7 protein-coding genes are annotated in these 14279 nt (G+C 55.5%); 4 read left to right on the top strand and 3 right to left on the bottom strand.

Features of this window, described 5'->3' with window-relative positions; translation table 11 throughout:
• Nucleotides 1–30 precede the first annotated feature (30 nt).
• The 3 genes from IT444_09520 to IT444_09510 form a co-directional block, all read right to left on the bottom strand.
• Nucleotides 31–2676: an Rne/Rng family ribonuclease gene (locus IT444_09520; GenBank protein ID MCC7193004.1), complete on the bottom strand. Its 2646-nt coding sequence runs from the start codon at nt 2674–2676 to the stop codon at nt 31–33.
• Between the two features lie 182 nt (nt 2677–2858).
• Complete coding sequence (gene ptsP, locus IT444_09515) at nt 2859–4622, bottom strand: phosphoenolpyruvate--protein phosphotransferase (GenBank protein MCC7193003.1); 1764 nt, start codon at nt 4620–4622, stop codon at nt 2859–2861.
• Between the two features lie 115 nt (nt 4623–4737).
• Nucleotides 4738–5925 carry a methionine adenosyltransferase gene (locus tag IT444_09510; protein MCC7193002.1) on the bottom strand — a complete coding sequence of 396 codons (1188 nt, stop codon included), beginning with the start codon at nt 5923–5925 and terminating at the stop codon, nt 4738–4740.
• A 987-nt stretch (nt 5926–6912) separates the two neighbouring features.
• On the opposite strand from IT444_09510, the gene IT444_09505 reads away from it, so the two are divergent.
• From IT444_09505 to IT444_09490, 4 genes are all read left to right on the top strand, one after another.
• Nucleotides 6913–7485, top strand: coding sequence for a dCTP deaminase (locus tag IT444_09505; protein ID MCC7193001.1), 573 nt, complete (start codon nt 6913–6915; stop codon nt 7483–7485).
• A gap of 118 nt (nt 7486–7603) precedes the next feature.
• Complete coding sequence (locus IT444_09500; GenBank protein MCC7193000.1) at nt 7604–7837, top strand: hypothetical protein; 234 nt, start codon at nt 7604–7606, stop codon at nt 7835–7837.
• 164 nt (nt 7838–8001) lie between these two features.
• Nucleotides 8002–11652, top strand: a complete 3651-nt coding sequence (locus IT444_09495; protein MCC7192999.1) for an adenosylcobalamin-dependent ribonucleoside-diphosphate reductase — start codon at nt 8002–8004, stop codon at nt 11650–11652.
• Nucleotides 11653–12031: 379 nt separating this feature from the next.
• Nucleotides 12032–14275 carry a hypothetical protein gene (locus tag IT444_09490; protein MCC7192998.1) on the top strand — a complete coding sequence of 748 codons (2244 nt, stop codon included), beginning with the start codon at nt 12032–12034 and terminating at the stop codon, nt 14273–14275.
• The last annotated feature ends 4 nt before the right edge of the window (nt 14276–14279 follow it).

Below are 14279 nucleotides of genomic sequence, written 5' to 3'. Positions count from 1 at the left end.
ATCTCGTTTAACTCTGGTGAACTGTGCAGATCAGGGATTAGGAGTACCGTTATCTCCCGACGGTGCGGAGCTGGTCGCGTCAGGGTTAGGGCGTGGACGATTACTGCGATAACCGCGATAACCTGTACTGATGGCAGCCGGTCGTGGTGCGGTTCGAGTTACGGGCATGGGAACCGCTTCTGTCGCCGGCTGCGTCGGAATCTGCGCTACGACACGCACGTCGGGCATCCGCTGCGGCGGAATCACGATCGGTTCAGGTGTCGATCCACGCTCAACAGGCTGTGTGCGTGGAGGATGCTGCTGTGGTCGGTGTCCTCGTTGTTGATTCTGCGGTTGCCGTTGCTGCTGACGCTGCTGCTGCGAACCATTGCTTCCAGCACTCGTTGAGGAGTGTTGTCCTGCGGGGCGCGGTTGGCTGTCCAGAGATTGACGGTTTTTATTTCTACCGCGTCCGCCGCGGCGGCGCCGTCGTCGCCGCCCGCCTCCTTGACCTTGCTGACCGTTATTTCCGGCGTGCCCCTGGGGTGCGCCGCCGACGGGTTGTGGCGCCACGAGATTGCCGTTGATATCACCCGGCTCGTGGTCGGAATCATCTTCCAATCCATGGTGAACGGAGTCATCAGCCGAGGGCATCAAACCAGGCCTCTCAATGTCGTCCATATCTGCGTCAGCGTCGTCGTATGACGGCGCATTGGATGCAATCGATTGCGCATTCACCACGTCATCACTTGTTGAGTCGGGGTTGGCGGAGACTGCCGCTTCACCATCAAAGAGGGAATCACCATTGTTGATGGGTGCTCCAGCTGGTACGGATTCGTCATTTCTCGACGCCGTCTCGTTTTGCGTGGTATTGGTGTTGCCGTTATGTCGTCGCCTTCCACGGCCTCCGCGTCGCCGTCTTCGCCGTCGGCCTCCGGGTTGTCCTTCCTCGTTCACGGGTACATCCGTCTGAGGGGGAAGGTCGTCCGTTGAAACCAGTCCATCACCGAGTTCTGTTGCGGTTTCGTCTTCGCTGCTGATTTCGTCTGCGGATTCGTTTGCGCTTTCCTCTTCGGTTTCAGCCGAAACTTCGATTTCCTCGAACACATCATCCATTGGAGTGCTGGACGTAATCAGTTCGAGGGAAGGTTCCTTCATAGCCCCCAGCGACTCGGCTTCCACCTCGCCGCCGCGTGCGTCGAATGCCGCCAGAGACACATAATCCAGCGACCCGGCTCCATTGACGCGCACCAAAACAGACTTTCCGTGTGTCTGTTCGATGGCGACAAGCTGTGATCGTTTGCGGTTGAGCAGTTGGAATGCCACATCCGGGCTGACGGTCAGCTCGACTCGTATGACGACATCCCGCTGAAGGACTGCGGCCAGACGGCGCATGACATCGAGCACGACGCTCTCAGGACTCTTGACAAGAGCAGCCCCGTGACAGGCGGGGCAGTCCATATAGATTGATTTCTTGAGGGAAGGCCGCATGCGCTGTCGTGTCATCTCAAGAATACCGAACTGGCTGATCGGCAGCGTGCGCGTTCGGGCGCGATCCTTTTTGAGGTTATCCTTAAAGCGATTCTCGATCTCGCGTCGATGTTTGAGGTTCCGCATATCGATGAGATCGTTGACGATCACACCGCCCAGATCGCGGAGGCGAAGTTGTCGGCAAATCTCATCGACCGCTTCGAGATTGACCTTGTAGGCGGTCATCTCTGCATCGCGGTTATCGCGGTATTTTCCGCTGTTGACATCAATCGCCACGAGAGCTTCGGTCGAGTCGATCACCAGCGAACCACCGCTGGGAAGCGGTACGGTGCGGGCGTGGATTGTTTCGATCTGCTTTTCGATTTCGTAGCGATGAAAAAGCGGTACGGATTCGTTGTAAACGTACACATTCGAGCCTGAGCGAGGGTTTGAGATGGTAAGGAAATCGAGAGCCCGTCGCGCAGCCGTGGAATCATCCACCACAATCCGGGTGATGTCGGGTGTGTAAACATCGCGGATGGTTCGGATGACCAGATCGCTCTCAGCGAAAAGCTCACCGATCCGTGTCGTCGTCATTTTGCGGTCGATCGTTTTCCAGAGCCGTTGAAGGTAGGCAAGGTCGCGTTTGAGATCGGTTTTAGAACGCCCGATCCCCGCCGTGCGGATAATGAAACCAAACCCCGGCGGGGGGTTGAGGGCGTTGAGGATCTCGCGGCTTTCGCGCCGCGCTTCATCGTCATCGACTTTGCGGGAAACGCCGAGTTTCTCCATGTGAGGCATCATCACCAGATAGCGGCCGGGGATGGAGAGATAGCTCGTGAGCGTGGGGCCTTTGGTACCGATGCCTTCCTTGAGCACCTGTACGAGTACTTCCTGGCCGCGGCGAAGGCAGCGTTGGATGGGCGGGCGATCGCGGCGCGGCGTCTTGAGGCCGACCTGTTCGGTCTCCTCTTTGGCATCGCCGGGAAAATACATCGGGTGCAGATCGGAAATATGTAAAAAGCCGTTGCGCTCGAGGCCAAAGTCGATGAATGCCGCCTGGATCGACGGCTCGACGTTGACCACCTTGCCCTTGTAAATATTTCCGACGTGTGATTCGTTGCTTGCTCGCTCCTGATAGAGCTCGTCAAGCCGTCCGTCCTCAATGATGGCGATGCGGCATTCCTCGCCGGGGACGTAGTTGATCAGCATTTCTCGTTTCGACATGTTCTTCTTCTATCCATTTACGGCCTCGCAAGACGAGTCGGTTGCGACCCAAGCCTTCGCGGCAACATGCGGACGAACTCCAGCGTCGGCGCAGAGCGCGGGGCGCGAGATCGAGCAATGATGCCTGATCGGGATGACTGGGGACCTTGAACATCGGGATGCGGGCAGATTCGTTGTCCCGTTCAGGTCTCGATGGAACGTCCATCGGACTCATCGGGAATGATTTTTCTTAACTCCTCACGGAGGTAATTCATCACCTCACGGTCGGAGTCAAAAGCCATGATTTTCTTTGCGATTCGCGTACACTGGCCGATGCTCACCGAGCGGATAATCCGTTTAACCTCGGGCACAGCAGGCGGCGTAATCGACAGGCTTCTCAAGCCTAAACCAAGCAATAGCATAACAAACTCAGGCTCGCCGCCCATTTCACCGCAAAGGCTTACCTCAATCTTAGCGCTCTTGGCGGCTTTGACCACTTCACGAACCAATTGAATTACTGCCGGATGAGCCGCAGAGTAAAGGCTGGCGATACGCTCGTTTCCACGGTCCACCGCCACGGTGTATTGGATCAGGTCATTGGTCCCGATGCTGAAAAACTGACATTCGTGGGCCAAAGCCTTGGCCTGCAACGCAGCGGAAGGTACCTCGATCATGATTCCGACCGGAATATCACGGCGGAACGGAATTCCTTCGTCTTCGAGATCCTCACGGACATCGTTGAGGATCATTTTTGCCTGACGCAACTCCCGGATATTGCTGATGAGCGGGAACATGATCCGTACCGGCCCTTCGACGCTGGCCCGCAGGATCGCACGAAGCTGGGTCTTAAAAAGCGGCAGATCCTGGAGACACAGGCGGATCGATCGGCAACCTAAAAACGGGTTACGTTCGATGTGGTCAGCATTTTCGTCGCCCAGCAATTTATCCGCGCCCAGATCGAGGGTGCGGATCGTGAGCATTTTCCCGCCCAGCGCGAGGATGGCCTGCTTGTACGCTTCGTACTGTTGATCCTCGCTGGGCTCCGCACCAGCGGTGAGGAACAGGAACTCCGTGCGGTAGAGTCCGACGCCGTTCGCCCCTTTTTGCACGGCTGCGGCGATCTCGTCAGGAAACTCGATATTGGCCAGGAGTGTGATTTCCGTTCCGTCTGTCGTGATAGCCGGAAGACGCGAAAGTTCATCAAGGGATGCGTCGAAGGCTGCGCGGCGTTCGAGGTCCTGACGATACTCCATCAGTTGAGAGGCATCCGGGTCGATGATGACCAGGCCGCGATTACCGTCGATGATGACGGTTTGGCCGACAGAGGCGGCACTGGTGATATCCTCCAGGCCGACGATCGCCGGGATCCCCAGTGCGTGCGCCATGATGGCAGTGTGACTGGTGCGACCACCAAGATCGGTGGCAAGCCCTCGAATTTTTCGCTTATCAAATGATGCGGTTTGGCTGGGTGTCAGATCGTGAGCGATGACGATCGCTTCGCCACGCATCTGGGTTAGATCCGCGCGTGTCGTACCGATCAGGTGGCCGACCAGCCGCCGTTCCAAGTCCCAGATATCCGCATCGCGGTCACGAAAGTGTTTGCTTTCGAGTGACTGAAATCGTCTGGCCCACTCGCGCATCACCGAGTAAACCGCATATTCCGCCGTGACGCGCTCTCGAGTGATGAGACCTCTGATTTCACCAGTGATCGCTTTGTCCTGGAGCATGCCCAGGTGTGCAGAGAAAAGTTTGGCCAGTTCGGGGCCGAGCGTAGCCGTGGCTCGCTCACGCAGGCTTTCGATTTCTTTGATGCTCGTGACCAATGCCCGGTCAAGCCGCTCCAACTCCACCCTCGTCTGGCTGCTGGGCACCAGACGGCGTGGAATCGGAGAGTGCTCGGCGTCGATGACCACTGCTTCGCAGATTGCGACGCCGGGTGAAACCGGGATGCCTTTTTTGATTTGCATGGACAGATTAGTAGAGGGTCGCAGGACTACCTACTTAATCGACCAAATGGAACTGGATCCGAAGTCCAGCCCTGATCCGGCAGTCTAGTCCTTCACCTCTCGCTCATCACCAGGTTTAGAAACCTGCACCCTTTGCCAGTTCCTTCGCCAGGTCCGTCTTTTCCCATGAAAAGCCGGGGCGACCAAAGTGGCCGTGACGTGCGGTTTCTTCATAGATCGGGCGACGGAGATCGAGGTGCTTGATGATGCCTTTAGGCGTCAGCGGGAAGCACTTCTTCACCAATTCCTGAATCTTCGCCTCGTCGATGTGGTTGGTGCTTTGTGTATCTACGAGGACGCTGATGGGGTCAGCAACGCCGATTGCATAGGCGAGCTGAACTTCGCACACGTCGGCCAGGCCAGCGGCAACGACGTTCTTGGCGATGTAGCGCCCCATATAGCTGGCCGAGCGGTCAACCTTGGTCGGATCTTTGCCCGAAAACGCGCCACCGCCATGGCAGCCGCGTCCGCCGTACGTGTCCACGATGATTTTGCGACCGGTAAGTCCAGTGTCGCCGTGAGGGCCGCCGATCTCGAATTGCCCGGTCGGATTGACGTGGATCACCACGTTCCGCGGATCGTAAAGCTTCTTGGGCATGACCGGTTCAATGATGTGCTTGATGACCTGTTTCTTCAGCTCAGCCTGCTTTTTCTTGCCGTTCCACTCAGGCGTATGCTGCGTCGAGAGGACGACGGTGTGGATACGCAGCGGATCCTTACCCTTGTACTCAACGGTTACCTGACTCTTGGCGTCAGGACGCAGGCCCCTGATGAGATTTTTTTCACGCACGTATGCCTGTCGTTCGACGAGTCGGTGCGAAAGATAAATCGGCAGCGGCATCAGTTCCGGCGTCTCACGGCAGGCGAATCCAAACATCAAGCCTTGATCGCCTGCGCCTTCGCGATCCACACCCATGGCAATGTCGGCTGACTGACCATGCAACGTGCGGATGACTGCACAGGACTCAGCGTCAAACTTCATGGCCGGGTCGGTATAGCCAATGCGACGGAGTGTGTTGCGCACGGTTTGCTCAACTCTGTCGAGCGCCTTGATACCCGCGTCGTTATGAACGGTGACTTCACCAGCCACGACAACCAGGCCGGTTGTGCAGAGGGTTTCACATGCACAACGAGCATATGGATCAGCGGCGATCAGGCTGTCGAGTACCGCATCTGAAATCTGGTCAGCCACCTTGTCGGGGTGGCCCATCGAAACCGATTCGCTGGTGAATAGATGAATACCGTTGTTGTAGTTTGCGGCCATGAGTGAAATTCCCTGTGAAGTTCCTCGCACCTGCGGGGAATTCAGTATTTCTACTGGAAAGGAAGGATTGCGGCAAATATGTAAGTCACATTGACTAAGGATAGCCCGACTGACCTTGAGAAAACGTGCATGCACTATCGACTTTAAGCAACCGTAGCTAAAGGTCAGGTGAGGACGGGTTATTGGATGAACCAAGCCTCAATCGCAGAGATGAACAGCATAAAAACTGCTTCTCCAGTGCTGATCGCGGCAAAAATATAGTTTTCAGGATGATTTTCTCGCCGAGAGATTGGTTCGACAATTGTGGAAAAATTGTTCTCCTCCTGTCACTCCATCAATCCTGTTTGACCCTGCAGAAATTTTTCGCTTTGATTAACGTACGGTATGTCTGGAGCTTAGAGCACAGCGGATGGTAACATCCACAATATTTGGTAAAGAATTCGGTTGCGACCACAAGATATAGTGGTAGGATGCCCATCGCGTCACAAGTGTTCGATTTTCGCAACTGGCGGAACGAACACTCTGACAGTCGGGTGGAACGGGATCAAAAAAGGCTCCGTTCCAGACCCTCGGAATCCGCTGCGTCTTGACAGTCTGTAACAGGTAAGTGGTCAGGTGAGTTCCGAGTGCCCGACAGTGCGGCGATGGATGGTGAATATGCGTTGCTTCTAAGTCAACGCGATGGTGGTCCGGGTGCCCAGTGTGTTCGGATCAGACGTGCTCGGATCAGAGTTGGTTCGGTAGGTTTTTGAGAATGGGCGACTCAGGGTCTTCATAGGCGGGTCTGGTCAACAATGGAATGTGATGCAGCGGCCGATACCCGATCGTGACGGGATGGTTGTGGTGTTTGATGTGATGGGTTTTTGTTCCGTCGGAGATTTGGGACTTGAATGCGTCGCTCGAGGCAAGGAGGCTGAGCGCTGATCGACGTCACGCAATGGTGGATACGAGCCGTCAGGAGTAGGTGAACCAAGAGGGAGGTTTCAGATGCCGGTTCTTTGTGACAGCCAGATTCGTGAGCTTGTATCAATCGAGCCGTTCGAAGAAAACATCAAGCGTCCCGGCAAAGTGTCGTTTGGTGTTTCGTCTTATGGTTACGACGTTCGCGTCGGTACGCTTTTTAAGATCTTCACGAACGTGCCGGCTCATGGCGGAACATCCGTCGTTGATCCCAAACATTTTGATGACGATTCATTTGTCACGGTGAACACGATTGATACCGGCCGGGATCACGTCATCATCCCGCCGAACTCATTCGCGCTGGCTGAGACAGTCGAGACGTTTACGATCCCGCGAGATGTGCTGGCGATATGCGTGGGTAAATCAACCTATGCTCGCTGCGGCATCATCGTGAACGTGACACCCTTGGAACCCGAATGGCGCGGCAAGGTCACAATCGAAATCAGCAATACCACGCCGTTGCCGGCAAAGATCTACGCCAATGAGGGCATCGCGCAGATGATTTTCCTTAAGGCAGACCGGGTCTGCGCCGTGAGCTACGCGGACAAGAAAGGTAAATATCAGGATCAGCAGGGATTGGTGCTACCGAAGGTGGATTGACATGACTCGCGACGAACATCGGACTTTTCCAAATGTCGAACTAGAGTGCAACGAGGCCGTGTAACAAGCTGTGCAGGCCTGATACCAGACGGCGACACTGCCAACCATGCGAGTTGAAATGAATCGACGTCAACAGGTAGAACGCGAGCTTGAGCTGTTTGAGATCAAACTCAACGAACATAAATCATCCTGTGCGAATTGCTGGGCAGGAAAGTTTTGCGATGCGGGGAAATCCATCATCGGTGTGCTGGACGGACTTGCGAAGGAACTCTTCGCTTTTGATGACGTAAAGGAGAACACCAGGCGACTCGTCCGAAGCGCGGATGCTTCGAAACGAGGCAGGCGAAGTTAACTCCGCTTGCATGAGTCAATCGAGCAGCGGACGGCAATGGCCACACGCAGAATAGATTTGTTGAACTTGGCTGGGAGCAGGGATCGGGTTCAAGGTTGAAATTATTTCGCTGGTACGGATGCCGGCGATTCATTCATAAACGGCTAGACGCGGGGTAGTGCAGCATGAAAATCACACGCAAGTTCACCAAGGCTGGAAAGGACGTTTACCAGAGTGTCGAGTGGACGACGCGGTCGAGCAAAATTTCAAATCTCGACGGCTCAACGGTATTCAAGATGAACGACGCGCAGGTTCCCGCGTCGTGGTCGCAGCTTGCGACTGACATCATGGTCTCAAAATACTTCCGTAAAGCCGGTGTCCCGCAGGTGGATGCGCAGGGCAAGCCGATGCTTGACGAGAAGGGCAGGCCGGTGACCGGCCCGGAAAAATCCGCGCGTCAGGTCATCCATCGGCTGGCGGGATGCTGGCGTCAGTGGGGTGAAAAGCACGGCTACTTTGATACCCGCGAGGATGCGCAGGCATTCTATGATGAGTTGGCGTACATGATGCTCACGCAGATGTGTGCGCCTAATAGTCCTCAGTGGTTCAATACCGGCCTTCACTTTGCTTACGGCATTACCGGGCCGGCTCAGGGGCACTGGATCGTCGATCCGAACACGGGCGAGGTAAAGCTGGCGGACGACGCCTACTCGCATCCGCAGCCGCATGCCTGCTTCATTCAGAGCATCGACGATGACCTTGTGAACCCCGGCGGGATCATGGACCTCTGGGTGCGCGAGGCACGCTTGTTCAAATACGGTTCGGGGACCGGTACTAATTTCTCCAAGCTCCGAGGAGAAGACGAACCGCTTAGCGGCGGGGGAAAAAGTTCCGGACTCATGAGCTGGTTGAAGATCGGTGATCGTGCCGCCGGAGCCATCAAATCCGGCGGCACGACTCGCCGAGCCGCCAAAATGGTCTGCCTTGATATGGATCACCCGGACATCGAGGCATTCATCAACTGGAAAGTCCGCGAGGAAATCAAGGTTGCCGCTTTGGTTGAGGGTGCCAAGCACCTTTCTCCGGAACAAAAAGAGACTGCTAACCGCCTTGGGTTGCATCTGGACTATGACTTTAATGGCGAAAGCTATCTGACCGTCAGCGGTCAGAACTCAAACAATTCGATACGTATCAGCAACGAGTTTTTCAAACGGCTCGATGAAGGTGGTGACTGGGAACTGATCCGGCGAATCGACGGCAAGACTGCCCGAACCATCCCAGCGCGTTATCTGTGGGAACAAATCGGTTATGCCGCGTGGCGCTGCGCCGATCCGGGCGTGCAGTACGACACCACGATCAACGAATGGCACACCTGCCCCGCGAGCGGCCGCATCAACGCGAGCAATCCGTGCAGCGAGTACATGTTCCTCGATAACACAGCCTGTAATCTCGCGTCGTTCAACTTGCTGACGTTCTATGACGCCAAGACACGGATGTTCGATGTTGATGCTTACGAACACGCCATCCGACTGTGGACGATCGTGCTGGAAATCAGCGTGCTGATGGCAGCGTTTCCTTCTAAGGAAATCGCGCGTCTCAGCTACGAATTCCGCACTCTGGGTCTGGGCTATGCCAATATCGGTGCCATGCTGATGCAGGCTGGTATTCCCTATAACAGTGAAGAAGCGAGGGCGATCTGCGGTGCTCTGACTGCCATCCTCACCGGACGCAGCTACGCGACCAGTGCGGAAATGGCTGCGGAGCTTGGGCCGTTCCCCGGTTATTACAAGAACCGCGAGCACATGCTCCGTGTGATGCGGAATCACCGCCGTGCCGCGTATGGCGTCTCGCGCGATTCCGATATCGCCAAGCACCATAACCTCGGCGATTACGAGGGGCTGGAAATCAAGCCCGTACCGATTGAAGCAGAATACCTCGAAAAGCAGGCGGGTATCGGCGGCCATCTGGCCAACCAGTCGGATTTACTCCGTCGTTGCCGCGCTTCATGGGATGACGCTCTGGCGCAGGGTACTCATCACGGCTACCGCAATGCCCAGACGACCGTCATCGCGCCTACAGGCACGATCGGCTTACTCATGGATTGTGATACGACTGGTGTCGAACCTGATTTCGCACTGGTGAAGTTCAAAAAGCTTGCCGGTGGCGGGTACTTCAAAATTGCAAACCAGTCAGTCGAACCAGCATTGGTGACGCTGGGTTACAGCGATAGCCAGGTCCGCGACATCATGCGGTATCTTCTGGGTTCGTTGTCGCTTGAGACACCCATGCCGGATGAGCATGGCACATTCAGCTCATCACGAACGGGGGCAGAAAAGACCGGACAATCATTCGCGTCTTTCCTCAAGTCTAAAGGTCTCGATAATGATGACCTGAAAAAGCTCACAGATGCGCTGCCGACCGTGTTCGAGTTGCCGCATGCGTTTACAAAGTGGACGCTGGGCGATCCAACCATCGCGCGACTTGGCCTGACTGCGGCATCAAATAAGCCTGGCTTCAGCTTGCTCCGCTCACTGGGGATGAAGAAAAAGCAGATCGCAGCTCTTAACCGAGTCATCTGCGGAACACAGACGGTCGAGGGAGCGCCTCATCTCAAGGAAGAGCACATTCCGGTCTTCGACTGCGCGAATACGTGCGGCCCGTTGGGTAAGCGGTTCATCCCAGCCGATGGCCACATCAGGATGATGGCTGCTGCCCAGCCGTTCATCAGCGGCGCGATCAGTAAGACGATCAACCTGCCTAATTCGGCGAGTGTGGACGACATCAAGGCTGCGTATCGTCTGTCCTGGGAGTTGGCGCTCAAAGCCAACGCGCTCTACCGAGACGGCTGCAAACTCAGTCAGCCACTTAACTCCAAAGCTGATTCGGATGACGAGGAGGAAGATTCCGTACAAATCGAGGAAGCCAAGGAAGAAGTGGCATCGCAAGTTGCCCACCTTGGCGGGGTACTGTCGAGTTCTCCTGCGGCAACGCTGGCAGTTTCGCAGGAGCCGGAACGAATTGTTGAGAGGATCGTTGAGCGGCCGCTGCGTCGCCGTTTACCCGACACACGGCGCAGCTTGACGCATAAGTTCAACGTCGCGGGTCATGAGGGCTATCTGACCGTTGGCTTGTATGACGATCACCGTCCCGGTGAGTTGTTCATCACCATGGCCAAGGAAGGCTCAACGATCGGCGGACTGATGGACTCACTGGGTACCGCGATCAGCGTGGCACTCCAGTATGGCGTGCCGATTGAGTCACTGGTGAATAAGTTCACCCACCAGCGCTTTGATCCGGCTGGTATGACGCACAATCCTGAGATTCCATTCGCCAAGAGTCTCGTCGATTACATCTTCCGTTGGATGGGGATGGAGTTCATCCCCGGCTATCGCGAGGCGAATGCGCCGCAGCGTACGCCTAAGCGAACGGGTAGCCCTGTTGAGTCGGATAATTCAGAAGCGAAACTCAAAGCTGAGGCTATTACTCAATCATCGAATCCACCAGCGGTGAAGCCTGACCTTGACTCTCGACACGCGGCTAAGGTGGCGGGGGGCCTCCCCGAAGTCAGCTCAGATCGTGGTGTGGACCCGCCGCGACGGATTGTGATTGATGATCCGTCCACACTGACCAATGCCAAAGGTGTTTCCACCAAAGTTGAGTCAGTAGGCAGTGAGACGCCAGCCAAAGCCGGCGGAACCAACAGTGCCGCATTGATCACCGCTATGAAAGAGATGCAGGCTGATGCTCCCGCCTGTGACGTGTGCGGAACCATCACGGTGCGTAGCGGCACCTGCTACAAGTGTCTTAATTGCGGGAACTCCATGGGTTGTTCGTAAACCGGAAACCAATACCGAGCGAAACGTATGCGGGCGGTAAATCGCTCGGATTTCTGAAACAGCATTGGTAACAAACTACTGATGCCCTGAACCGCCTGAGGAAGGCAAGCGCCACGGATGAGTTGAACGTTATGGAGGACATGCCAGCCTCGCCCCGGAGCGGGAGTAAAGCAAGGCTGGTGGCAAAGGACTGATCCGCGATCCGCGGACACGGGTCTGGACGATCCGATCAACAACGCTTCCTTCCCCCTCCTCCCCCTCGGCCCCCACCAACCGAGGGGGATTTTTTTGCGCAACAGGTAACGTGCCGAACCTCTGTGCAGAAGAGGATCTCGAACCTCCAGCCATCGAAGCATGTCAGGTAGATTAGACTCTACCTATGCCAGCAATTCGGCAAGATTTAACAGACACTCCACCCTCGCGGATGCACGCGTTGGTCGAACATGGTCTGTCCGCAGTTACGTTGGCGACACTTGCGATTGTTTTTATACAGTCACTGATTTCGATCTCACCCGATCTTTACTGGGCCAGTGATCCACGCAGCGAGCTTTCTCAGACTTCGATCACCGAGCTTGGGCCTACGACAATCATGTGGCTTAACGTCACTTCAGTCGCGCTTGCTGCACTGGCACTCCTGTTTCACGCCCTCAAACAAAAAAAAGTTTCATTCCCTGCCTGTGGTTTAGCACTCGTCGGCATTGCTGCGAGTTTCTATCACATACCACGTCATGCGGAGAGTCTTTGGCGGTGTTCGATCTGGATCGCAGCGGTGAGCACAGGCGTAGCCATGATGCATCTTGCGCAGCATGAGCGGCAACGGCGCATGATTGTGGCGGGACTGATGGCTCTCATCGTGCCTCTGGCGGCCAAAGCGATCTGGTATGTAACGGTGGATTATCCTGACTTGGTAAAAATGTTCACCGATCAAATGGGTGAAATTCTCCATTCGCGTGGCTGGGCCCCCGGATCGCCTCAAGCCCTGATGTACGAACGTCGCCTCCGCTCACCTGATGCGACGGGATATTACGGACTGTCCAATGTCTTCGGTTCCATTCTCGCAGCATTAACCCTGTTGAGTATGACGTTGGCTGCGGGATGGCTTTCCGCGCGAAGATGGTCTCGTGCTGTGCTGCCGCTATTGCTGGGGAGCGCAGCGATCGTCGGAGTGTCGCTGACCCTCTCTAAAGGTGCAGCAGGAGTTACCTTGCTTGGATTATTGCTTCTGGCGGCGTTCTGGAAATTACGGCACAGACTGTTCGGCGTTCGCGTGATGCCGTTTATTGCGATTGTTTGTGTAATGGGTGTGTGTGCTGCGGTATTGATCCGAGGAGCCATTGGGCCACCAAAGACTGCCGATGGCGAGCGGAGCTTGCTCTTTCGATACCAGTATTGGCAAGCCGCAGTACGGATAATGGCCGATCCAGCCGCGCCGCCGCTTCGCCGGGTATTAGGCGTCGGCCCCGGTAACTTTCAGAGTCTCTATTCCTTTTACAAGAATCCGCTCAACCCAGAGGAGGTGACAAGCACCCACAACGTCGAAATTGACTTTGCAGTCATGCTTGGCTTGGGTGGGATAGCCTGGGTAGTGTTATTGGTTTGGTGGCTCTTCCGATCATTTCGCGGTGCAGTGATGGGATTTCGTGAAGAGTCGGTTGAATCCTCTCGACCGCCGCCATTGGAAATCAGGATTAGTGATCTGCTGTGGGCAGGTGGTCTTGGGCTCGCCGTTTTCGGCACACAATACATCTACCTACGTGAAATGCTTTCATTTCTACCCGCGATAGTCTGGATCATGAGTGCTGCGGGATTCGTACTCGTCATGTCGTTGTTTCTTTCACCAGGTGTCATGAAAGAGCAATGGATCGGTCCAGCTCTCGCGATGGCTGCGCTTGTGCTGCTGATTCATAGTCAGATTGAGATGACCTTTTACCATCAGGGAGCTGTGATACTGGCGTTCATGATCGTCGGGGCTGCTGCGGGAAATATCACTTCGAAAACATCGAGGATGAAATGGTATTGGGTAAATCCGCTGATTTTTGTTATTGTTGCTGTCGTATTGATCTTTGCCGCTGCAATTCCCGTTACGCAGCAACAACGCGACTTGCGAGATGCCGCGAGCGCATTACAGAAAAACCGCATCGCTCAAGCTCAGAGCTTATTACGCCAGGCGTTCGACGTGTTACCTACGGACCCTCGTCCGGCGGTTGAGATCATGCGGTTAAGTCTGGAGGAAGCCTCCCGCGAAGCTGACAACGGTGATCTGCAACAGGCTGGGAAATTGCTGGATAGTGTTCTGGTCGAATGGCGGCTGCCTCCTGCGGTGCTTGACGATTTTTCTTTTCAACGTACGCAGGCTCAAATCGTCGAATCCATCGGTCGATTCCTCAATCGGGAACAACGCATGCGTGAAGCGGTCTCGCTGTGGCAGAGACTGACCCAGCGAAATCCATACAACCTTTCCGATCGTCTGCATCTGGCGGATCTTCTGTGGCAACTCGGCGATTTATTCGCTGCACGGGAGGAATATCAACGAGTTCTTGCGATAAATGCGCAGACGTATCTGGACCCACTTCGACAGCTATCGGAGGGAAAACGAATGCTGGTAGAGAGCCGTGTGAAATAGCTTG

The sequence above is a fragment of the Phycisphaeraceae bacterium genome (assembly GCA_020851465.1).
Lineage (GTDB): Bacteria > Planctomycetota > Phycisphaerae > Phycisphaerales > Phycisphaeraceae > JADZCR01.
The sequence above is the reverse complement of the archived record's forward strand: the minus strand, read 5'-3'. Positions and strand labels throughout refer to the sequence as shown.

Excerpts from the sequence above, each read along its gene's own strand:
- IT444_09520 (MCC7193004.1), bottom strand. The coding sequence starts at position 2,676 with ATGTCGAAACGAGAAATGCTGATCAACTACGTCCCCGGCGAGGAATGC.
- ptsP (MCC7193003.1), bottom strand. The coding sequence starts at position 4,622 with ATGCAAATCAAAAAAGGCATCCCGGTTTCACCCGGCGTCGCAATCTGC.
- IT444_09510 (MCC7193002.1), bottom strand. The coding sequence starts at position 5,925 with ATGGCCGCAAACTACAACAACGGTATTCATCTATTCACCAGCGAATCG.
- IT444_09505 (MCC7193001.1), top strand. The coding sequence starts at position 6,913 with ATGCCGGTTCTTTGTGACAGCCAGATTCGTGAGCTTGTATCAATCGAG.
- IT444_09500 (MCC7193000.1), top strand. The coding sequence starts at position 7,604 with ATGAATCGACGTCAACAGGTAGAACGCGAGCTTGAGCTGTTTGAGATC.
- IT444_09495 (MCC7192999.1), top strand. The coding sequence starts at position 8,002 with ATGAAAATCACACGCAAGTTCACCAAGGCTGGAAAGGACGTTTACCAG.
- IT444_09490 (MCC7192998.1), top strand. The coding sequence starts at position 12,032 with ATGCCAGCAATTCGGCAAGATTTAACAGACACTCCACCCTCGCGGATG.